The sequence below is a fragment of the Marinoscillum sp. genome, from assembly GCF_965229915.1.
Taxonomy (GTDB): Bacteria; Bacteroidota; Bacteroidia; order Cytophagales; family Cyclobacteriaceae; genus Marinoscillum.
Genome location: NZ_CBDDJZ010000001.1, coordinates 4,193,550 through 4,216,259 on the forward strand (window position 1 = coordinate 4,193,550; position 22,710 = coordinate 4,216,259).

Below are 22,710 nucleotides of genomic sequence, written 5' to 3' on the forward strand. Positions count from 1 at the left end.
ATTTAAGATGAAAACGATATATAATTTAATACTATTGATTTTGGCTGTATTTGTGGCAGCTAGCTGTGATGATGACGCGACTACTTTTTCGATCGGAGATGTAAGTCCTGTGACCGAGTTGTACACGCCTGAAAACGAAGCCTTTTTTGATTTGGAAGCATCCAACTCAGTGATATTTGAGTGGGCCGCAGCTCCAGCTTCTGACAATGGAGTGGTGCTTTATGAAGTGCGCTTTGATGTGGAGTCAGGAGATTTGTCCGCACCTATCTACAAGCTCGCCTCAGATGGCAATGGTCTTCAGCGCACGCTTACTTTGGCTTTTGCCGAATTGAACAAAATCGCAGGGTTAGCTAATATTGGTCGAGGAGCTTCTGGTAAACTCAAGTGGTCCGTAGTGGCGACACGAGGTATAGAAACCACGACGGTTCAAACCTCTCGATCGATTGAGGTAAAAAGACCTGCAGGGTTCCCAGTACCAAGTGAAGTATACCTCATTGGGTCAGCTACAGAAACTGGTGATAATTTAGCGGATGCTCGAGCATTTAAGAAAACAGGAGAATCTACTTTTGAGATTTTCACTACCCTCAATGCAGGCGAGTATTACATTGCAGATGATAATTCAGGAGAGCCTCAGACGTATTCGATAGTGGACGGTAAGATGCAAGAAGGTGGCGTAACCACCTCCAGCTATTCTGGTGAAACTGTACAGATGGTTTTGGATTTTTCCAATGGAAACATAACAGCAGATGTTATCAACAAGGTAGAACTATATTTCTCACCTACCGATGAGTATTTGTTTGAACTACCATATGTCGGCAGTGGCACCTGGATGGCTGAAGATCAGACCATCGAATTCAAACAGGAGTCCTGGGGAAGAGATGAACGGTACAAATTCAAGTTTACGATGAATACCGATGAGGTGCAGTGGTATGGTAGTGCCAATGCAGATAACTCAAGACCGGATAATGCTGGAGAGGAGTTTTGGTACATGTATCCAGTAAACGACGACAGATGGGCTTACACCTTCAAATTTGCTACAGCTGTTGACATGGCTGTGAATGATGTAGCCGTAATATTTAATGCTACCGTTCCTGAGTATACCCATACAGTCACTCCTCAGTAAAAGTCTTCATACGTTTATAGTTTGGTAATTGGTCATTTTAGGTAGTAGGGTATAGCCCTACTGCCAAAATGGTCGATCAAAAAAAAGTGATAGAGTGAAATGAAAATGATGAAACAAATGGTGGTCGTATGGTTGATGGCGATGGTCATGATGGTGACGGGCTGTGAAGATGATGAGTTGGGAGCACTGAATGATCCAAAGAAAAATGAGGAAATAGAATATACCTGGGCCGCCACTGCTGATTCCATGCAGGTGTCTACCGTCAATATTTATTTAACCTCTCAGGGCACCTATCGTGAAAACAATCAAGGAAATGAATTTTTCCATTACTGGAGGAATGCTCACATGGTAGATGTGTTGGTGGATGGATATTTACGGTCTGGAGACCAGGAGTATCTCACCCGAGCAAAAGCCCTGGTACTAGGAATCAAATCTCGAAACAATAACCAATATCCCAATGATTTCAATGATGACATGGCCTGGTTGGCCATTGCCTGTACACGAGCTTATGAATTGACAGATGATGCTCTTTACTTGGATGTATCCAAACTGCTGTGGGAGGAAATCTTGAACTATTGGTCGGATGTATTTGGCGGAGGTATTACCTGGAAGATCAATACTCCCAACCTTAAAAATGCCGTGTCCAATGCTCCTGTAGCCATCTTATCACTTCGTCTCTACGCCATAGAAAACGATGAAAAATACCTGGATTGGGCCAAGGATATCTACACCTGGCAAAAGAACAATTTGGTGGATCCCAATACTGGATTGGTATGGGATCATATGGAGCTAATCAATGGTGAGCCGGTTGTGAAAAAGGAGTGGGTATTCACCTACAACATTGGTACCTGGATTGGAGCATCTATGGAGCTCTATCAGGTGACAGGCGATCGATCTTATCTCAATGAAGCCATCAAAACGGCCAACTCCATGATGACTAGTCCACAACTTACCACTGAGGGACTGCTCAGAGATGAAGGTCAGGGTGATGGGGGATTATTCAAAGGAATATTGGTGAGGTACTTTACCAGACTGATAGAACTGTCCGACCTCAACGAGGACCGGAGAGAAGCATACATAGGATTTTTACGCTTCAATGGTGAGACGCTTTATGAAAAAGGAATCACCAGACCGTCGATGCTATGTGGACCCAATTGGAGGGTTGCTCCAACGGGGACGGTGGACTTCTCCACGCAGCTCAGCGGTATCATGTTAATAGAAGCGATGGCCAGATTGGAGGATGGGGATTTTTTATAATCCCTGAAACTAACGCCAATCGCAAATAGAAAAGATATACAAATGGAAAGAAGAACATTCATACAAAGTACAGCACTGTTTGGTGCTGCGTCATTCATCAACCCTTCCTCATTATTTGCTCAGCAAGGATTTCCAGTGGTTAGAATACCTGCATCGCAGCGCAATTTCTCGAGCGATTCCATCGAGCAGGCCATTAAGGAGTTTAAAAAGAATGTGAAAGACAAAGAGCTGGCCTGGTTGTTTGAAAACTGTTTTCCGAACACGTTGGATACCACGGTTACGCACAGTCAGAAGGACGGCAAGCCAGATACCTATGTGATCACTGGAGATATTGATGCCATGTGGCTCAGGGACAGTTCAGCACAGGTTTGGCCATACATGCAGTTTACAGATCAGGACAAAGACCTGAAAAAGTTGATTGCCGGCGTGATCAACCGTCAGACTCAATATGTGCTGAAAGATCCTTTCGCTAACGCATTTTATGACGATCCAAACAAACGGGGTGAATGGGCTACAGATTTGACGGACATGAAACCCGGAGTGCATGAGCGCAAATGGGAAATAGACTCACTATGCTATCCGATTCGTCTGGGTTATCACTATTGGAAAACCACAGGAGATACCACTCCATTTGGTTCAGAATGGAAGGGTGCTATGGCTGAAATCCTGCGGGTATTTAAAGACCAACAGCAGAAAGATGGGCGCGGATCTTACAAGTTTCAGCGTACGACACCAGTAGGTACCGACACCCGTTCGCTACATGGGTATGGGTATCCGGTTAACCCTGTAGGCTTGATTAGCTCAGCATTCCGACCTAGCGATGACTCAACGGTATTTTCATTTCTCATTCCTTCTAATTTCTTTGCTGTGGTAAGCTTGAAGCAAGCAGCTGAGATGTTGGAAACTTTGCACAATGAAACCGAGCTGGCGGGTGAGATGCGGGCCTTGAGCAAAGAGGTGGTAAAAGCGCTGGATCAATATGCAAAAGTCAACCATCCGAAGTATGGAGAGATTTATGCCTTTGAGATTGATGGATTTGGCAGTTATCTATTGATGGATGATGCCAATGTGCCAAGTTTACTTTCGCTACCTTATTTGGGTGCGATGGATGTCAATGATGCGGTATATCAGAATACCAGAAAATTTGTACTCTCCACGGATAATCCCTTCTTTTTTAAAGGAAAAGCCGGAGCAGGCATAGGTGGACCACATGTAGGAATGGACATGGTTTGGCCAATGGCTATTACGATGCAAGGGTTGACCAGCACAAATGATCAGGAGATTCGCTCCTGTATCAAGATGCTGAAAGCTACGCATGCCGGTACCGGATTTATGCATGAAACCTTCCATAAGGATGATCCCAAAAACTTCACGAGATCGTGGTTTGCCTGGGCTAATACCCTGTTTGGTGAATTTCTATGGAAAACGTATGAGGAAAACCCGAGTTTATTGGCTTGATCCGTTGGATTCGTCAACTCGGTACGTCCGAAACAACTTTAGGACAGCAGGTACCCAGATGACTACCTGCTGTTAAATCGATACTAATTTTAATTGTAGACACATGAAACTACTTAGACTTGCAATGTTCATTTGCATAGCTGGGATTGTTTTGCCTTCTTGTCAGGTTCAGACTGAAGTGGAGCAACCCAGGCAATTAACGGATTATGTCAATACTTTTTTGGGTACAGAGCCTTTAACCGATCCTGAGTTCATCGGTTATACGCCCCCGAAAGATTGGCGTGTTTGGGCTGGATTGACCTTTCCGGGTTCCTCACTACCCAATGCCATGGTGCAGCTAAGCCCCATTACAGAATATGGGAGCGGTGCAGGATACGAGTACGAAGACTCAGTGATTTATGGGTTTGCCCATACCAATAAGGGTCACTGGAACCTGTGCCACCTCCCTGTATTACCTGTCCACGGATCACCTAACATTGAAGAAACTTACGGTTCTAAATTTAACCACGAGAAAGAGTCTTCAGCACCAGGATACTACCAGGTTTATCTGGAGGATTTCGGTGTGGATGTGCGTTTAACTTCCACGCTCCGAGTAGGGTTTCATGAGTATACTTTTAACAAGCCAGAGGGCAGAAAGGTGCTCTTTGACCTGGCCCGGTCCAACCATCGAGTGCGCGACTGGACCATTGAAAAAGTAGATGCCACTCATCTGGCAGGTGTTCAGATAGTGGGTAGAGACAGTATTTTCTTTTATGCTGAGCTCAATACCAGCATGAGTAGTCTTGAGGTGACCAATGAAGGTTCCAGGGATGGGAATGCCATTGTGGATCTGGAGAATGGTCATGACCCGGTCACTCTCAAAATGGCTTTGTCATTTACAAGTATAGAAAATGCCAAAAGCAACCTGAAACTTGAAGTTGGAGACAAGTCTTTTGATACGATCAGGGATGAAGCGAATAGCACCTGGCAAAGCTTGCTTTCGGGTATTGAAGTAAGCGGTGGAACGGAACGACAAAAGGAACTATTTTACAGCTCGCTGTACCGATCGTTTTTGTGGCCTGCACTGCGCAGTGACCACAATGGGGATTTCAGAGATGTACGAGGCACTATCCAAAATAAAGGTCATCGATACTATACCATTCCTTCGTTGTGGGATACGTATAGAAACAAGCTAGTTTTACTCACGATGCTCTCGCCGGATGTTTCCCTGGATGTGATCAAGTCACTGCACAATATTGGCCAGATCACAGGATTCATCCCGACTTTCTTTCACGGAGATCATGCAGCCCCATACATCACAGGAGCTTATTTGCGCGGAGTGCGTGATTTTGAAATAGATTCGGTTTATCAGCTTTTGCTAAACAACGCTACCAAAGATGGAGGTACTCGACCGCATATTGTCGAGTACATGGAGAAAGGCTACATCTCTACACCGCAAGTGGACAGTCCGCATGTGGAGACCAAGGCCAAAGCTGGCGTCTCTAAAACTTTAGAATTTGCCTACGATGACTATTCCCTGGCATTGCTGGCTCGTGAGCTGGGTGATGAGACGACTTACCAGATCATGATGTCGCGTTCTGAAAATTTCAAGAACGTATTTGATCCTTCGGTCAACTTCATGCGAGGCAGACTGGTCGATGGCAGCTGGGTCCAGAATTTTGATCCTCAGTATCCTTATTATGAATACATGTATCGGGAGGCCAACGCGTGGCAGGTCTCATTTTTTGCACCGCACAACATGCCGATGTTGGTCGATCTCTATGGTGGAAGTGATGCATTCGAGGCAAAACTCGATTCCCTATTCACCGTGCCTTGGAATCCTGAACACATTGCTCGAAACGTTTCCAGCTTTATCGGTCAGTACTGTCATGGAAATCAGCCCGATCACGAGGCACCATTTTCCTATTACTTCATTAACAAACCTGAAAAATCCCAGCAGGTATTAGACAACATCCTCAACAATTACTACGGTGTGGGGACCTATGGCAATGCCCTGCCGGGGATGGATGACGCAGGAGAAATGTCTGCATGGTATGTATTCAGTGCTTCCGGTTTGTATCCGTTTTCAGCAGCGGATGATGAGTACCTGGTAACTGTGCCATTGTTTGATTCTGTGAAATGGACCATGCCAATGGGAAGGAAGTGACTATCACCAAGAGTGGTCAGTCCCGGGATTTGAAAGAGATCAAAGTCAACGATTCTCGGGTAGAGAATTACTTCATTTCACATGAACTATTCCAGAATGGAGGCAACGTGGAGGTAATAACTGAATGAACGACTGGTCAATGGCATTTGCAACGTTTTTAAGATAAAGGTCAAATAGGTTATGCAAAGAATGGACGTCAGGATTCTGACACCACTCTCTGACAAGAAATTCCATCGCGTCGGATGATTGAAAAATCATGTTTAATCAAAACCCTTTTAATGATGAAAACCATTTACATTACCCTGTTTGGCTTGTTAATGAGCCAGGCCTCTTTTAGCCAGTTTGAGAGCTATTCTACGCTTGCCAATCAGGCTCAGGACAAGCTTCACAATTCGTTCAGATCATCGAGCGGAAGCTACTACATCGAGAACAATGGCACTAGCAACACCTACTTTCACTATTGGTGGAATGCCCACGCTCTGGATGTACTAGTGGATGCCTACGAACGAACGAATGATTCCAAATACGTGACCCGCATCAATACGCTGGTCAATAACTGGAGTAACAACAACGGAGGATCGATCTATAAGGATTATTATGATGACATGGAGTGGTTTTCACTCTCACTATTCAGAGCCTGGAAAGCAACTGGGAACGGTACGTTTCTAAACATGTCCACGGATATTTGGGATGATATCAAGATTGGAGAAAACAGCAATCAAGGTGGCGGAATCGCCTGGAGAAAAAACCAGCTGGATTACAAAAATGTACCCGCAAATGCTCCGGCCATTATCTATGCATGCCGTAGACATCAGGAGTGGGGCCATAGTTGGGAGCTAGACCTGGCCACAGACCTCTATGACTGGCTAAAGGCCACACTGCGAGAATCTTCGGGAAGAATCAATGACGGGATCAACCGACAGGGCAATGGTCAGATCGATTACTGGCAGTTCACCTACAACCATGGAACCTTCATTGGTGCGGCACTAGAGATGTACCAGTCCACGAATAACTCCACTTATTTAAATGATGCCATTGCCACAGCTGACTATGCCATTCAATCGAATGATCTGGTGACCAATGGTATCTTGAGAAATGAAGGAACTGCGGATGCTGGTTTGTTCAAAGGAATTATGGTTCGGTACCTGGCACTATTGGCGCAGGAAAGTGCTGTGCCGAGTTCCAAGCGCAATGCCTACATCGCATTTCTCGAAGATCAGGCTGAATCCATTCACATAGATGGATTCAATAGGAATGATGATCTGATTGGAGTTGATTGGACGCAAGCGCCTGGTAGTTCTACGTGGATGTCGGCTCACCTCAGTGGCATGATGATGCTCGAAATTGCGGCGGACCTTGGGTTCACTGCTCCAGAGCCTCCGGTGGTGCTTTACGAGGATTGCAATGGAGGAGGGTATGCCGTTCCACTTGCGGTCGGTAGTTATTCCTTGGGAGATTTACAGGCATTAGGCGTGACTAATGATGACATTTCATCTGTAGATGTAACTAGCGGGTACTCGCTTACCCTGTATCGAGATTACGACTTTTCAGGTGGTTCGATTACCAAGACGGGCGATGATGCCTGTTTGGTGGATGATGGTTTTAACGATGACGTCAGTTCCGTGGTGGTATCGCAAAGTGGAGCAAGAGTGGCTGGCCCCGTAGAGGAAATGGAAGCTAACCAAAAAGTGACGATTTATCCGAACCCAGTGGTACCAGGATCGAATTTAACAATTGGTGGATGGAAAACTGTCAGGACGATTGATGTGCTCAATCTAAATGGTCAACTGGTTAGAAAACTCGAACTGACTGAAAATACGATTTCCACTAATGGATTGTCAAAGGGTGTTTACGTGATGCGGATCACAACGGAAAAAGGAGTGGACTACCAAAAACTGCTTGTTGAATAAAAACAGCTAAGGTTCTATGCTCATTAAGTGAGTGTAGAATCTTAATTATAAAACGAATAGATTTAAAAGATGATGATATTTAGAAACTTACTTTTAGTGATGTTAAGTCTTCTTCTGGTCAGATGTGATGCACCAAAAGAAATTTCTCATAGCAAAACCATACTTCGGGCTCCGGCCTATCCCCTGATCACCATAGATCCTTACACGAGTGTCTGGTCAATGACGGACCAGTTATATGATCAGCCAGTCAAACACTGGACCGGTAAGGTGCAATCACTGATTGGGGTCATCAAAGTTGATGGTACTCCATACAGGTTTTTGGGAAAGGAAGAAATCCTGTTGAAAGGACTGGTTCCGATGGCCAAAGATGAGCATTGGACAGGTCAATATGTTCATGAAAAGCCAAGCACTGGATGGGAGCGACCAGAATTTGATGATCAGTCATGGGCTACAGGAAAGGCGGCTTTTGGATCCGATGGGATGAAAGCAATCGGGACGATCTGGGAGGATGGAGAGATCTGGGTGCGCAGGGAGTTTAATTACAACAGAACCGATCAGAAACTTTACCTGATGTATTCTCACGACGATGATTTTGAGCTTTACCTCAATGGGACAGAGGTGATCAATACCGGCAATTCAGCCCGACACGAGCAAATGATTGAACTGGACCCAGATTTGCTAAATGAGGGTGAGAATACCTTCGCGGCACACTGCTGGGACAGAGGCGGTCTGGCTTATGTTGATTTTGGTATCTACACAGACAGTGATCAGCAGGAGCTATTCACACAAACAGCCAACCAAACCAAAGTGGCTCTATCTGCTACACAAACCCTGTACACGTTTGAACCAGGTCCTGTATCATTGAATGTAACCTTCACAGCTCCATTGCTCATGGATGATTTGGAGTTGCTATCTCGGCCGGTCAATTACATTGATTATGACGTGAAGTCCCTGGATGGCAAAGATCATGAGGTGGAAATTTATTTCGAAATGACGCCACAATGGGCCGTAAATGAAGACAATCAGGAAGTGATCGTGGAATCAGGCACAACTGGGAAGGTTGACTACTTAAAATCTGGTACCACAGCTCAGTCCATCCTGGAGAAAAAAGGAGACAATGTTCGCATTGATTGGGGCTATGCGTATTTGGCTTCAGCCGAAGAAGGATCTAGCCTGGCCATTTCCGATTACCTCACAGCCAAGGAAGCGTTTCTTACGCAGAGCGTCGTTCCCAACACCGGAAAGGTTACTGGCAGGATGCCAAAAACACGCCCGGTTATGACTTTCACACAATCGCTGAACACCAGCGACAGCTCCTCCGGATACCTGATGATTGGGTATGATGATCGCTATTCGATCCAATACTTTGGTGAAAACCTGAAAGCATTTTGGACTCAGGATAGTACCACCATCGAGCAGGCTTTGGCTAGTGCTGCTACTAACCATGAAGACCTTTTACAGCGATGTATCGGATTTGACAATCAGCTGTGGGACGAGGCAGTAAATGCCGGAGGGAAGAACTATGCCGACCTCTGCGTACTTGCCTATCGCCAGTCCATTGCCGCTCACAAGCTCACCCAAGATGATCAGGGAAATTTGCTCTTTCTGTCCAAAGAAAACTTCAGCAATGGTTCGATTGGGACCGTGGATGTGACCTACCCTTCAGCTCCTTTGTTTTTAAAGTACAATCCCGACCTGCTCAAGGGCATGCTCAACCCGATTTTTTACTACACTGAAAGTGGGAAATGGACCAAGCCTTTTGCGGCACATGATGTAGGCACTTACCCGAAGGCCAACGGCCAGACTTATGGAGGTGACATGCCTGTTGAGGAAAGCGGAAACATGCTGATCCTCACTGCCGCAATCGCCGAGCAAGAAGGAAACGCCGACTATGCACAGGCTCATTGGGAGGCATTGACTACCTGGGCCAAATACCTGATGCAAAATGGGTTGGATCCTGAGAATCAACTTTGCACAGATGATTTTGCAGGTCATTTTGCACACAATGCCAACCTGAGCATCAAGGCGATCATGGGTATTGCCAGTTATGGCCGGTTGGCTAGTCTCTTAGGTAAAGACGACATAGCCGAAAAGTATTTGTCTGAAGCTAAAAAGATGGCGGTGCAGTGGGAAGAGATGGCCAATGACGGAGATCATTACAAACTCACCTTTGATAAGGCAGGAACCTGGAGTCAGAAGTACAATCTGGTTTGGGACAAGTTGTTGGGATTTAACATATTTCCTCCAGAGATTGTCAGTCAAGAGATTCCGTATTATTTGTCTGTACAAAACAGGTACGGTTTGCCTCTTGACAACCGTCGGACATACACCAAATCTGACTGGATCGTGTGGACTGCTACTTTGGCCGACGATCAGGAAACGTTTCAAAAATTCATCGATCCATTGCATGACTATGTCACGAGTACGCCGGATAGAGTACCCATGTCGGATTGGTACGAGACACCAGATGCAACTCAGGTAGGGTTTCAGGCCAGATCGGTTGTAGGAGGTTATTTCATCAAGATGCTGGAAAATTCATCAGAACTATAGCAACAACCCTAAACAAACAGGTACATCTTCACCAAAGTAAACTTCAACTGAACGGATGAATAGAAAATTAATCAATGCCTCCATCACCGCCTCTTTGGCTGGATTTTTATTTGGTTTTGACACGGTAGTCATCTCCGGGGCCAACCTGCCCATCAAGGAATTGTGGAATACCTCCGAATGGTTTCACGGTACCTTCATCATGTCCATGGCCCTCTGGGGAACAGTCGTGGGGGCTTTGCTAGCCGGTATTCCTACGGACAAATTGGGTCGAAAAACCACCTTGATCTGGATAGGCGTGCTCTATTTTGTGTCAGCAGTTGGTAGTGGATTAGCGCCGGATCCTTATTCGTTTTCCTTTTTCAGGTTTATTGGAGGCCTAGGAGTGGGGGTTTCCTCCATTGCAGCGCCTACCTATATTTCAGAAATATCGTCAGCCAGCAACCGTGGACGACTGGGTATTCTCTATCAGTTCAACCTCGTGTTTGGTATTTTGATCGCTTTCATTTCCAATTACCTGTTGCAAGGTGTAGGAGGAGATAATGACTGGCGCTGGATGCTGGGAATCGAGTCGTTTCCTGCCCTCATTTATACCCTGATGGTTCTTGGGGTGCCGAAAAGTCCGCGTTGGTTGATTATCCACAAAAATGATCTGGAGCAAGCCCGGAAAGTGCTCAATGACTTGACAAACTCTCCTGCGGAAGCTGAGGCGATGCTCAATGCCGTAGAGGAGGATCATCAAAAGACCAGACACGATACCTCATCTGTGTTTTCAGCTAAATACAAGCGTTCTTTGATCCTGGCTTTTTTAATTGCTTTTTTCAATCAACTTTCGGGCATCAACTTCATTCTCTATTACGCGCCAGAAATTCTTCAAAAGGCCGGTTTCGGTTCCTCAGATTCTTTGTTGAGCTCGATTTCTATTGGTATTGTCAACCTAGCTTTCACCTTCGTAGGCATGACTTTGATTGATCGCTTGGGTCGTAAACAGCTCATGTACATTGGTTCAATCGGCTACATCGTCAGCTTGTTTATGGTTGCCTATGGTTTTTATGTGGAGTCAAGTGCGCTGTTCAAACTGATCTTCATCCTTACGTTCATAGCTTCTCACGCCATCGGTCAGGGCTCAGTGATCTGGATATTCATTTCTGAAATTTTCCCCAACAGGGTTCGCGCCTACGGTCAGGCCTGGGGTAGCGGTACACATTGGGTGTTTGCCGCCTTGATCACGCTGTTCGGAGCTATACTGATCAACGCCTTTTCACCGTGGGTAGCTTTCGTGTTCTTCGGTTGTTTCATGGTGCTCCAATTGTTGTACACGCATTTCATGATGCCAGAAACCAAAGGGAAATCACTGGAGGAGTTGGAAGAGGAACTGGTAGGATAATACAATGTCTACCATATTTAGTCCAATGATAGAATAGAGAATTACATTAAGTAACCATGATAGAACATCAAAGTCATCTCTGGGGTATCGATCTGGGAGGTACTAAGATTGAGTGTGCCGTATTAACATCTGAAGCTGATCCGGCGGTGCTGCATCGACTCAGGGTGCCAACGGAGGCTGATCAAGGCTATGAGCATGTGCTCCAACAAGTGGCTAAGGCCATTGACCTGATGGAAGACCACCTTGGATACCGTCCTAAAAAATTGGGCATTGGGACTCCAGGTACCATAGTGCCTGCAACCGGACTTATGAAAAACAGTAACGCGCTTTGTCTGAATGGAAAACCCATGCAGAGTGATTTAAGTAAGCTGTTAGGCATGCAGGTTGGTATGGCCAATGATGCCAATTGTTTTGCCCTGGCAGAAACGCGTTTGGGGATTGTTCGGGCAAAGTACCCGGATGCCCGGGTAGTTTTTGGAGTGATACTCGGAACTGGCGTGGGTGGAGGGTTAGTCGTGAATGGACAAATCCTTGGTGGATATCACGGAATAGGAGGAGAGTGGGGCCATAATTATTTGCATGGCTTTGAGGGCAGGGAGTGCTATTGCGGGAAGCAGGGTTGTAACGAAAGTGTGCTATCTGGCCCTTCTCTGGAGTGGTATTATGAGCGGGAATCAGGGAAGTACAAAGGGTTGAAGGAAATCGTAGATCTGGCTCGATCTGGCGAAGATGAGGTTGCCAAAGCCACCATGAGGAGACTCACAGATGGTGTGGCGATGGCTCTCAGTGTGCTGGGGAATATTATCGATCCGGATGTGATTGTGTTGGGAGGTGGAGTAAGTACCGTAGAGGAGATTTATTCTGATGGGGTACCCAAAATTGCCGACCACATCTTCGATCATGAGTTCGAAACGCCTGTGGTCAAACCGCTATTGGGAGATAGCGCCGGAGTGTTTGGTGCTGCATTTTTAGTTGTATAGTAGCTTAAATTATAGCGTGCTAATGATTTACAAAATGTTTTACATAAAAAGTGTAAATATCTGATAATCATATATAAAGATGGTCCCCTAGGGACTGCTACTAAAAACCCTGACAGACAAATAGTTCGTCAGGGTTTTTTCGTTTGCGTTATTCCGTGACATTCTGCTTTCTTAGATCAGTGGGAGACTGGCCGGTCTTTTTCTTAAAGAGCCTGCTGAAGTAGTGAATCGAGTCGAATCCCAGCTTATAGGTAATCTCTTTAACTGGAATTTCAGTAGCTACGATCAATTCTTTTGCACGCATCATTTTTAAATCAAGAAAGAACTGATGCGGTGCCAAGCCGGTATACAACTTGAATACCTTTCTAAAATAGGAATAGCTCACATTGTGCTGGCGTGAGAATTCATGAAAATCCGCTTCGTGGTTGACATTCTCCCACATGTAATTCTTTGCTTCGTTGATTAATGCATCTACTTCTTTTCCTTCAAACTGTTGTGACTTTAAGAATGAGTCGATGTAGCCAAACAGTTTCAACAGCAGACCTGAACTGATTTTTTGATAGGACGGCTTCTGATCGAGTACTAGCTCATAGATTTTGTGGTAGCTATCGAGAAATTCAAGCTGACTTCCGCAGTGAATAAGAGGCTTTGTTTTTAATTCATCAAGTGTCTTTTGCATAAAATGATCTGCCAAATGCCCTTTGAAACCAATGTAGTTTTCGGTCCATCCAACTTCAGGGTCTGGCTTGTAGCGGTGCTTCATTCCCGGCTGTATGACCATGATTGATCCAGGCTTAATTTCGTATTCATCATCGTTGGTTTGAAGAATGCCGCTACCCTCTGTGATGTAGTTAATCTGGTATTCATCTAGTACACGGCCATGTTCCCATTCAAAGTAATAACCTGATGGGTGCGACCGCTTTGGGTATGCTGAATGTGGGTGTGAAGTGTATCTGCCAGTTACCGTTAAGAATAGTCCCCAGTCTTTGTCTTCCTGGCTAGATGTTAGGTAATTAAAAAAGTCCTCCATGTTGTAATATCAAAATGTGCAAATACAATGTCATATGATGCAAGTTGTTTGTATTATATCAATATAAATTCGTTTTATTGAAAATAATAAAATATCAAAATAAATAAAATATTATGAATTTCACTATTTCTAATTCCATCAAGAAGGAGGACTTTAAATATGTGGATTATCTATGGGAGCATTCTGATGCCGAGAAGTTGGGCGATGATCAGGTATCCCTATTCCTATATAGATCAAACATTCTTGGAGCAGACCTGAGGGTTACAAATTATGGTGGGGGCAATACTTCATGTAAGACCATGGAGAAAGATCCATTGACTGGAGAAGAAAGAGAAGTGCTATGGGTGAAGGGCTCTGGTGGAGATATTGGAACCTTGAAAAGAGACGGTATCGCGGGTCTGTATGTTGATAAGTTAAGAGACCTTAAAAAGGCTTACCGAGGTATCGAATTTGAAGATGAAATCGTACCTTTATACTATCACTGTTTGCACGATTTGGATAGCCGTGCACCTTCTATTGACACACCTCTTCATGGATTGCTTCCATTCAAACATATTGACCATTTACATCCAGATGCTTTGATTGCAGTAGCAGCAGCTAAGGATAGTGAAGCTATTACCAAAGAGATTTGGGGAGATAGCATGGGCTGGGTACCGTGGCAGAGGCCTGGTTTTGACTTAGGACTCCAATTAGAGAAGTGTCTTGAGGAAAATCCGGGCATCCGAGGTATTGTACTTGGAAGTCACGGGGTATTTACCTGGGGAGAGACAAGCTATGAATGTTATGTAAACAGTCTACAAGTAATTGAAGACGCTTCCAAATACATCGCTGAGCGTGAAGGTAAGGATGGAGCTGTTTTTGGCGGTAGCAAGATAGAAAGCTTGGAAGCTGAAGAAAGAAAAGAGCAAGCTTCTCTTTTAGCACCGGTACTTAGAGGCCTTTGCTCAAGCCATAATAAGATGATTGGTCACTTTACGGATGATGAGCGAGTATTACAATTTGTCAATAGCAATGATCTAGCTCGATTGGCTCCGATGGGTACCTCGTGTCCAGATCATTTCTTGAGAACCAAGATCCAACCATTGGTACTTTCACTAGCTCCGGATGCTGGCCTTACAGATCCAATGGCTGTGAAGGAGCAGATTATTCCTGCATTTGAGCAATACCGAAAAGAATACGAAGAATACTACGAGACTTGTAAAAGAGATAATAGTCCCGCAATGCGTGATCCAAACCCTGTGGTAATCCTTTATCCAGGTGTGGGTATGTTCACCTTTGCTAAGAATAAGCAGACGGCACGAGTAGCTTCAGAATTCTACATCAATGCGATCAACGTGATGAGAGGAGCTGAGGCTATTTCTGAATACACCTCCTTGCCACGTCAAGAGGCATTTGATATTGAATATTGGCTGCTCGAAGAAGACAAACTAAAGCGTATGCCTCCTGAGAAGCCGTTATCGCGTCGAGTGGCAATCGTCACCGGAGCTGGTGGAGGTATCGGTAAAGCCATAGCTGACAAACTAGCTGCTGAGGGTGCGAATGTCGTAATTACAGACATTGATGAAGCGCGAGCAAAAGAGGCTTACGCAACATATAAGCGTGATATTGCTAGCTATACAGTGTGTGATGTGACGAAGGAAGAATCAGTGGAGAAGGCTTATAAAGCTGCATCACTAGAATTCGGTGGAGTGGATATTGTTGTTCATTCAGCTGGTCTGGCGATTTCTAAACCACTTGCAGAGACCTCTCAGCAAGACTGGGATTTATTGCAAGAAGTGTTAGTTGCAGGTCAATTCAGAATGGCTAAGGCTGGTACTGCCATCATGAGAACTCAAGGGTTTGGTGGAGATATTGTGAACATAGCCAGTAAAAATGGATTGGTGGCCGGTAAGAACAATGTCGCTTATGGTACAGCCAAAGCTGCACAACAGCACATGACCAGATTGCTAGCTGCAGAGCTAGGCCCAGAAAAGATCAGAGTCAACACCGTCAACCCAGATGGGGTGATCATAGGTAGTAAGATTTGGGAAGGTAAATGGGCTGAAGGTCGGGCAAAAGCCTATGGCATCACTGTAGAGGAGCTGCCGGCATTTTACGCCAAGCGAAACCTACTCAATGAGATCATTCGTCCGGAAGATATCGCAAATGGTGTGTTTGCTGTAGTTGGTATTTTGGATAAGTCTACTGGCAACATTATCAACGTAGATGGTGGAATGGCTGAGGCCTTTGTTAGATAATTAACTGAAGGACTCATGAAGATTACATCAGAAAATATTCAAACAGTCAATCAGAAGCGGTTGACAGATGCAGCGGCCAAGCACGATGCGCTTGCTGCCGATTTAGAGCTAGCTGGTAAGGATGTAGCTGGAATCTTACAGAAGCTAACTGATTATCAGGTGGCTATTCCAAGCTGGGCCTTAGGAGCTGGAGGAACACGTTTTGGTAGATTTTCAATGGGCGGGGAACCTCGCTCTTTGGAAGAGAAATTAGACGATGTGGGTGTTTTACATGCACTCACAGGTTCTGCAGGAGCAGTGAGTTTACACATTCCATGGGATATTCCTACAGATCCGGCTGGTATTCGAGAGCAAGCTGATTTATTGGGAGTAAAGTTTGATGCGGTTAATTCCAATACCTTTCAGGATCATGATGGCCAGCAAAGTACCTACAAGTATGGTTCACTGAGCAGCAATCAAAAACTAGCTCGCGATGAGGCCATTGCTCATAACCTGGAGGTGATCAAATATGGAGATCAACTGGGTAGCAAGGCATTGACTATATGGCTGGCAGATGGTGCTTCTTTTCCTGGGCAGGCTAATTTTCGGAAATCCTTTAAGAATACGCAGCACTCACTGGCTGAGATTTACGATCAGCTCCCAGTTGACTGGAACATGCTGATCGAGTACAAACCGTATGAGCCTTATTTCTATTCTACTGTTATACAGGATTGGGGAACATCACTCATGCTGGCAGAAGGTTGTGGCGAGCGTGCACACACCTTGGTTGACCTAGGGCATCATCTACCCAATACTAACATAGAACAAATCGTAGCTACTCTTCTGATGAGGGGAAGACTTGGAGGATTCCATTTCAATGACAGTAAATATGGTGATGACGACCTTACCTGTGGAAGCATCAAACCCTACCAGCTTTTCTTGATTTTCAATGAGTTGGTATATGGAATGAATAACAATACTTCTGGTAATCCAGAACTAGCCTGGATGATTGATGCCAGTCACAATGTGAAGGATCCACTGGAGGATCTCATCCAGTCGTTAGAGGCAATATTAATCGCTTATGCACAGGCATTGTTGGTAGATCATCAACAGCTGGCTCAAGCCCAGGAAGAAAACGATGTGGCGTTATGCCAGGAGATTCTACAGAGCGCATACCGTACGGATGTACGCCCATTGTTGTGGAAGTCAAGGTTGATGGCCGGAGCTGCCATCGATCCGCTTGCAGCATATCGCGAACTGAAGATACGAGAAACATTGATCAACGATAGAGGGGTGAATGTTTCCGCAACCGGACTTTAGTCATGGAAGTTTCCGCAATCTTTGATATTGGTAAGACGAATAAGAAATTTTTTCTTCTGGATTCGGACTTTAAAGAGGTGTACCGCGAGTACACGCGATTTGAAGAGATCACCGATGACGATGGTTTTCCATGTGAGGACCTGGATAACCTCATCGATTGGATGACAAAAGTCTATTTTAAGATGGCTAATCATCCTGAGTATCAAATCAAAAGTTTGAATTTCTCTACCTACGGTGCTTCTTTAGTCCATTTGGATGCTCAGGGTAATAGGGTAGCACCATTTTACAATTACCTCAAGCCATTCCCCGAGGAGCTGAAAGAGCGATTTGTTAAGGATCATGGTGAAAAGCATGCTTTTGAGTTGACAACTGCAAGTCCCTTTATGGGCATGCTCAACTCCGGACTGCAACTTTATTATCTGAAATATACCAAACCTGAGCTGTTTAGCAAGATCAAGCGATCAGTTCATTTCCCCCAATACCTGAGCGCTCTTTTTACGAATGAGTACGTAACTGACTTCACGAGTTTGGGATGTCACACAGGTCTGTGGGATATGGCCAATAACAAATATGCTCAGTGGGTGATAGATGAGGGATTGGAAGATTTGATGTGTCCGGTAGTTCCTTCAGATACCAATTTCTTGAAGAATGGAGTGCGAATCGGCGTAGGTATTCACGATAGTTCATCGGCACTGGTGCCTTATTACAATGCGAATCATCACCCATTCACGTTGATTTCAACCGGGACCTGGAGCATCTGCATGAACATGTACAACCAGAGTGTACTAACTCCAGAAGAGCTGAATGCTGATTGCTTGAACTTCCTTAACCCTAAAGGACTTTCGGTCAAAGCTTCTCGACTTTTCCTAGGTAAGCACCTGAGCAATACGGCTCGTGAGGTATCCGAATACTTCGGCGTGGATTATCAGGCCTATAAGTCACTAAAGAAATCTGGATTATTTGTTTCCAAAAGGATGGAGGAGACAAAGCTTCTTTTTGATCATTCGGTGTTGAAGCCCGAGCGATATGGTTATGAGAACGATCCAGCTCCCGATTTCAGCATTTTTGATAGCTATGAAGATGCCATGAGTCAATTTTTTGATGAGATCACTGACTTACAAATTCAATCCTTGCGACTTACTCTTGGACAGTCGGAGGTCAAAAATATTTATGTGGATGGAGGCTTTAGTTCAAGTGAAATATTCGTGCAGTTTTTGGCAGATAAGCTTCCTGAATACCACGTTTATTCATCATCCTTCCCGCTAGGTTCAGCATTGGGGGCAGCAGTGGTTGTGAACCATCGCAACTTACCTGAAGGATTTCTTGAAAAGGTATACAATGTCAAATTAACCGAAGCTGTGTTATGAATCTAGAACTTTTGCATCCGCGAAACAGAATTGCCATGATCATGGATTTGATCTATACCAATGGCATGACCACCACCTCTGGTGGAAACATCTCCATAAGAGATGAAGAAGGTAATATCTGGGTAACTCCTGGAGGGTATGACAAAGGGAACCTGACACCAAAAGACATAGTGTGCGTTCGCAAGGATGGAACTTTCGAGGGTATTCATCAGCCGTCATCAGAGTTTCCGTTTCACAAGGCGATCTATGAGTTGAGACCGGACTTGAATGCGGTCATTCATGCCCATCCACCAGCACTGGTATCTTTTAGCATCGTACGTCAGATTCCAGATACGAACATCATACCCCAGACCAAAAAGTTTTGCGGACCTGTAGGATACGCACCCTATAAGTTGCCGGGGAGTGATGAGCTGGGGAAAAGTATTTCGGACATTTTCGAAAAAGGCTATAACTCCGTCATCATGGAAAATCATGGGACCGTGGTTGGGGGATCTAATTTATTTAGGGCTTTTCAGCGATTTGAGACACTTGAGTTCTGTGCGCGATCCATTATTAACTCCCAGAAATTGGGCGGTTACCAATCCCTCACGGATGAGCAAATCGCAGCATTTGAAAGTCAGGATGTGGATTTGCCTGAGTCTGAGGAGGTGGTTCACACCACAGATGAAAAGGAATTGAGGCATGAAATCTACTCCTTTGTAAAGCGTGCCTGTAAACAGAATCTAATGATCAGCAGTCACGGTACGGTGTCCATGCGGTGGAGGGGTAATGATTTCTTGATTACTCCCACCAGTCTGAACAGACGATTTATTGGGCATTCGGATATTGTACAGATAAAAGATGGCCGCCGTGAAAAGGGAAAATTCCCAAGTAAAGCGGTGAAACTTCATCAGGCTATTTACGAGCAAAACCCTGATATTCATTGCATTATCAATACTCAGCCACCAGGAGTAATGGCTTTTGGAATTTCACATAAGGTTTTTGAAACTAGAACAATTCCTGAGAGCTACATCTTGTTGAAGGACATTCCATTTATTGAATTTGGTGATCACCTCAATGGATTGGACGCAGTGCCGCAGGCAGTTTCCAAAGAAACACCTATAGCAATTATTAAAAATGATAGCGTGCTGGTTACCGGTAAAACCATGCTAGAAACATTTGATCGATTGGAGGTAGCGGAATTTAGTGCGCAATCGTTGATTGAAAGTACCATGCTGGGCGATTTAGTGGCTATTGGTGAAGAAGAAATTGATGATCTTGTCAACAAATTTTTAAAGTAAACAAGATCATGGAAGAGTACATCAATCCGAATTATGCCGAAATAGAAATGCTGCGCCAGCGTGCTAAAAAACGAATCCCACGTTTTGCATTTGAGTACCTGGATGGAGGTTGCAACTCCGAAATCAACATTAAAAGAAATACGGATGAGATCCGTGATCTTCAGTTGAAACCCTACTATCTGGATAAATATGTTACTCCGGATTTAGGCGTAGAGGTATTGGGGCAGAAGTATGATTTGCCTTTTGGGATTTCACCAATAGGTCTGCAAGGAATGATGTGGCCAGGAGCTTCCGAAATATTGGCCAAAGCCGCAGGAGATTACAATATCCCTTTCATTCTCAGTACGGTAGGAACGGCTACTATTGAGAAAGTGGGGGAGTTAGCCCAGGGTAATGCTTGGTTTCAACTATACAATCCCAAAGAGGAATCATTGAGAGATGATTTGTTGAAAAGAGCTGAAGCGGCAGGTTATCCGGTATTGGTAATATTGGCGGATGTCCCAACATTTGGTTATCGATCCAAAGAAATAAAAAATGGATTGGCGATTCCGCCCAAGATGACCTTGAGTAATATGCTACAGGTGATGTCCCGGCCTAATTGGGCGGTGAGTACCTTGTTTCATGGTATTCCCGAATTCAAAACGCTGAAACCTTACATACCAAAAGGGCTTAACCTGAAGCATCTAGGGATGTTTATGGATAAGACTTTTGATGGACGTCTCAGTCTAGAGAAAGTCAAGGAGTTGCGTGATAAGTGGAAGGGGAAACTAGTCATCAAAGGACTCACCACCACCGAAGATGTGGAGAAAGCCATATCCATTGGCTTGGATGGCGTGATGGTTTCCAATCATGGTGGGCGTCAACTTGATAATGGTGAGTCTACCATTAAGTCCTTAAATCCCATAGTCGAAAAATATAAAAATGACATCACCATTCTTATGGATAGCGGTGTGCGAACTGGCCCTGATATCGCTTGTACGTTAGCTTCTGGTGCTGAGATGGCTTTTTTGGGTAGATCCTTCATGTATGGAGTATCTGCACTCGGCAAGAATGGAGGGAAGCATACCGTATCAGTGCTGCGAAAGCAGTTGACTCAGGTATTTAATCAGGTATGCTGCCCCAACGTGTCTTCATTATCCAACCATTTGATTCAAGAAAATTAAGTAACCAAAATAGATGAGCGAAACAACACAAACTGAATTTGAAAGATCTCCGATACCTTCATCAAACCTTAAAGGCTGGAAAAGCTTTTTGGGGATGTACGCTGGAGAACATGCCGCTGGGACAGAGTTTGTTATTGGTCCGTTATTTTTAACAGCAGGGGTTAGTGCGTTCGATCTCATCGTTGGTTTACTTTTAGGAAATTTTTTAGCGGTATTGTCCTGGCGATTTTTGACTGCTGAAATAGCGGTCAAGCATCGTTTGACGCTTTATTACCAGCTTGAGAAAATCTGTGGACGCAAATTGGTGACGGTCTACAATCTCGCTAACGGAGTGCTTTTTTGCTTCTTAGCTGGTTCCATGGTGACCGTTTCGGCTACAGCAGTTGGTGTGCCCTTTGAAATGGAAATGCCCAAATTAACGGATACCATGCCTAATGGGGTCACCTGGATTGTTATTGTACTGGCCATTGGAACCGTAATCTCAGTTATTGCGGCTAGAGGCTACGATACGGTGAGCAAGGCGGCCAACTGGATGTCGCCATTTATTGTTTTGGCATTCGTAGTTTGTGGTTTTGTGGCCATAAACCAGCTTGGTGTAGTCAGCTTCAGTGATTTCTGGAATATTTGGGGCGAAGGTTCTGAGCCTTTCCCGGGTCAAATCAAATACACGTTTTGGCATGTGGTGGTGTGGTCATGGTTTGCAAATGCAGCCATGAACATTGGGATGTCTGATTTATCGGTATTCCGTTTTGCTAAATCTCCATCAGCAGGCTGGACCACAGCAGCAGGGATGTACGTGGGTCATTACATGGCCTGGATTGCCGCTGCACTATTGTATGCGGTTTACCTGAGATCACCTGAAGCACAAAGTATGTTGTCTTTAGGCATTGCTCCGACGGTGGCTCCAGGGCCTTTGGCTTACAATGCAATTGGAGTGTTTGGGATCATAGCCGTAATTATCGCTGGATGGACCACTGCCAACCCGACCATTTACAGGGCAGGCCTGGCTTTTCAAGCCATTATTCCTAAAGCATCGAGATTTTGGGTAACCATTTTCGCAGGAGCTCTGGCCACTATTGCTGGTTTGTTTCCGGCATTCGCTATGAAGTTATTGGATTTCGTTGCGCTATATGGGTTCATTCTGGCACCAATGGGTGCGATCATTGTTTTCGATCATTTTGCTGGAATCACAGAACGTTCTGGAGATTATCCTTCCGATGGATTTAATTGGAAAGTCCTAATTGCCTGGGCAGTTTCCCCTGTTTTGTTCTATGCCATTTCGCAATCATTTGACATCTTCTTGTCTTTTTTGATATTGCCTGCATGGGTTCTGAGTGGTCTGCTTTATTTCTTTTTTTCAAGGAAGTAAATTTCTTTCTGGTAGGCATCACTTATTCTAATTGAAATTGTTGTAACGAATTCGTTAAAATCTAATGATTTTCACAGCCCGTTTAAGGTTTTGTTAGATGGATATCTAAGTGCATCGATTGCACGATTTGCAAACGATTTCAGCGGTATCAAAAAGT

16 protein-coding genes are annotated in these 22,710 nt (G+C 44.7%); 15 read left to right on the forward strand and 1 reads right to left on the reverse strand.

What is annotated here, in order from left to right:
* Positions 1 to 7 precede the first annotated feature (7 nt).
* The 9 genes from ACO067_RS18000 (at position 8) to ACO067_RS18040 (ending at position 12,808) form a co-directional block, all read left to right on the forward strand.
* Positions 8 to 1,123, forward strand: a complete 1,116-nt coding sequence (locus ACO067_RS18000; RefSeq protein WP_421876595.1) for a SusE domain-containing protein — start codon at positions 8 to 10, stop codon at positions 1,121 to 1,123.
* Positions 1,124 to 1,228: 105 nt separating this feature from the next.
* Positions 1,229 to 2,380: a glycoside hydrolase family 76 protein gene (locus tag ACO067_RS18005; protein WP_421876597.1), complete on the forward strand. Its 1,152-nt coding sequence runs from the start codon at positions 1,229 to 1,231 to the stop codon at positions 2,378 to 2,380.
* Positions 2,381 to 2,422: 42 nt separating this feature from the next.
* Positions 2,423 to 3,838: a glycoside hydrolase family 125 protein gene (locus ACO067_RS18010; RefSeq protein WP_421876599.1), complete on the forward strand. Its 1,416-nt coding sequence runs from the start codon at positions 2,423 to 2,425 to the stop codon at positions 3,836 to 3,838.
* Between the two features lie 103 nt (positions 3,839 to 3,941).
* Positions 3,942 to 5,984 carry a GH92 family glycosyl hydrolase gene (locus ACO067_RS18015; protein ID WP_421876601.1) on the forward strand — a complete coding sequence of 681 codons (2,043 nt, stop codon included), beginning with the start codon at positions 3,942 to 3,944 and terminating at the stop codon, positions 5,982 to 5,984.
* Positions 5,957 to 6,112 (forward strand): hypothetical protein, encoded by a 156-nt coding sequence (locus ACO067_RS18020; RefSeq protein ID WP_421876603.1) that lies wholly within the window; start codon positions 5,957 to 5,959, stop codon positions 6,110 to 6,112. Before ACO067_RS18015 ends, ACO067_RS18020 begins: the two co-directional genes overlap by 28 nt.
* Before the next feature lie 150 nt (positions 6,113 to 6,262).
* Positions 6,263 to 7,894 (forward strand): glycoside hydrolase family 76 protein, encoded by a 1,632-nt coding sequence (locus ACO067_RS18025; protein ID WP_421876605.1) that lies wholly within the window; start codon positions 6,263 to 6,265, stop codon positions 7,892 to 7,894.
* 99 nt (positions 7,895 to 7,993) lie between these two features.
* Entirely contained in the window at positions 7,994 to 10,444 is a 2,451-nt protein-coding gene (locus tag ACO067_RS18030; protein ID WP_421876607.1) for a glutaminase domain-containing protein, read from the forward strand.
* Between the two features lie 55 nt (positions 10,445 to 10,499).
* Entirely contained in the window at positions 10,500 to 11,828 is a 1,329-nt protein-coding gene (locus ACO067_RS18035) for a sugar porter family MFS transporter (protein ID WP_421876609.1), read from the forward strand.
* Between the two features lie 56 nt (positions 11,829 to 11,884).
* Entirely contained in the window at positions 11,885 to 12,808 is a 924-nt protein-coding gene (locus ACO067_RS18040) for an ROK family protein (protein ID WP_421876611.1), read from the forward strand.
* 148 nt (positions 12,809 to 12,956) lie between these two features.
* On the opposite strand, the gene ACO067_RS18045 is transcribed toward ACO067_RS18040, so the two are convergent.
* Complete coding sequence (locus ACO067_RS18045) at positions 12,957 to 13,838, reverse strand: AraC family transcriptional regulator (protein WP_421876613.1); 882 nt, start codon at positions 13,836 to 13,838, stop codon at positions 12,957 to 12,959.
* Between the two features lie 113 nt (positions 13,839 to 13,951).
* Between ACO067_RS18045 and ACO067_RS18050 the strand changes: the two genes are divergently transcribed.
* Genes ACO067_RS18050 through ACO067_RS18075 form a run of 6 tightly spaced genes read left to right on the forward strand, consistent with a single transcriptional unit; the run spans position 13,952 to position 22,553 of the window.
* Positions 13,952 to 16,075 (forward strand): bifunctional aldolase/short-chain dehydrogenase, encoded by a 2,124-nt coding sequence (locus tag ACO067_RS18050; RefSeq protein WP_421876615.1) that lies wholly within the window; start codon positions 13,952 to 13,954, stop codon positions 16,073 to 16,075.
* Between the two features lie 15 nt (positions 16,076 to 16,090).
* A complete protein-coding gene (locus ACO067_RS18055; protein ID WP_421876617.1) occupies positions 16,091 to 17,374 on the forward strand; it encodes a sugar isomerase in 1,284 nt (427 codons plus the stop codon).
* Positions 17,375 to 17,376: 2 nt separating this feature from the next.
* Positions 17,377 to 18,741 carry an FGGY family carbohydrate kinase gene (locus ACO067_RS18060; RefSeq protein WP_421876620.1) on the forward strand — a complete coding sequence of 455 codons (1,365 nt, stop codon included), beginning with the start codon at positions 17,377 to 17,379 and terminating at the stop codon, positions 18,739 to 18,741.
* The gene (locus tag ACO067_RS18065; RefSeq protein ID WP_421876622.1) at positions 18,738 to 20,021 is read left to right on the forward strand and encodes a class II aldolase/adducin family protein; all 1,284 of its coding nucleotides are present in this window, start codon (positions 18,738 to 18,740) and stop codon (positions 20,019 to 20,021) included. The genes ACO067_RS18060 and ACO067_RS18065 overlap by 4 nt, the downstream gene beginning before the upstream one ends.
* An 8-nt stretch (positions 20,022 to 20,029) precedes the next feature.
* The gene (locus tag ACO067_RS18070) at positions 20,030 to 21,184 is read left to right on the forward strand and encodes an alpha-hydroxy acid oxidase (RefSeq protein ID WP_421876624.1); all 1,155 of its coding nucleotides are present in this window, start codon (positions 20,030 to 20,032) and stop codon (positions 21,182 to 21,184) included.
* 13 nt (positions 21,185 to 21,197) lie between these two features.
* Positions 21,198 to 22,553: a purine-cytosine permease family protein gene (locus ACO067_RS18075; RefSeq protein WP_421876626.1), complete on the forward strand. Its 1,356-nt coding sequence runs from the start codon at positions 21,198 to 21,200 to the stop codon at positions 22,551 to 22,553.
* Positions 22,554 to 22,710: the final 157 nt, after the last annotated feature.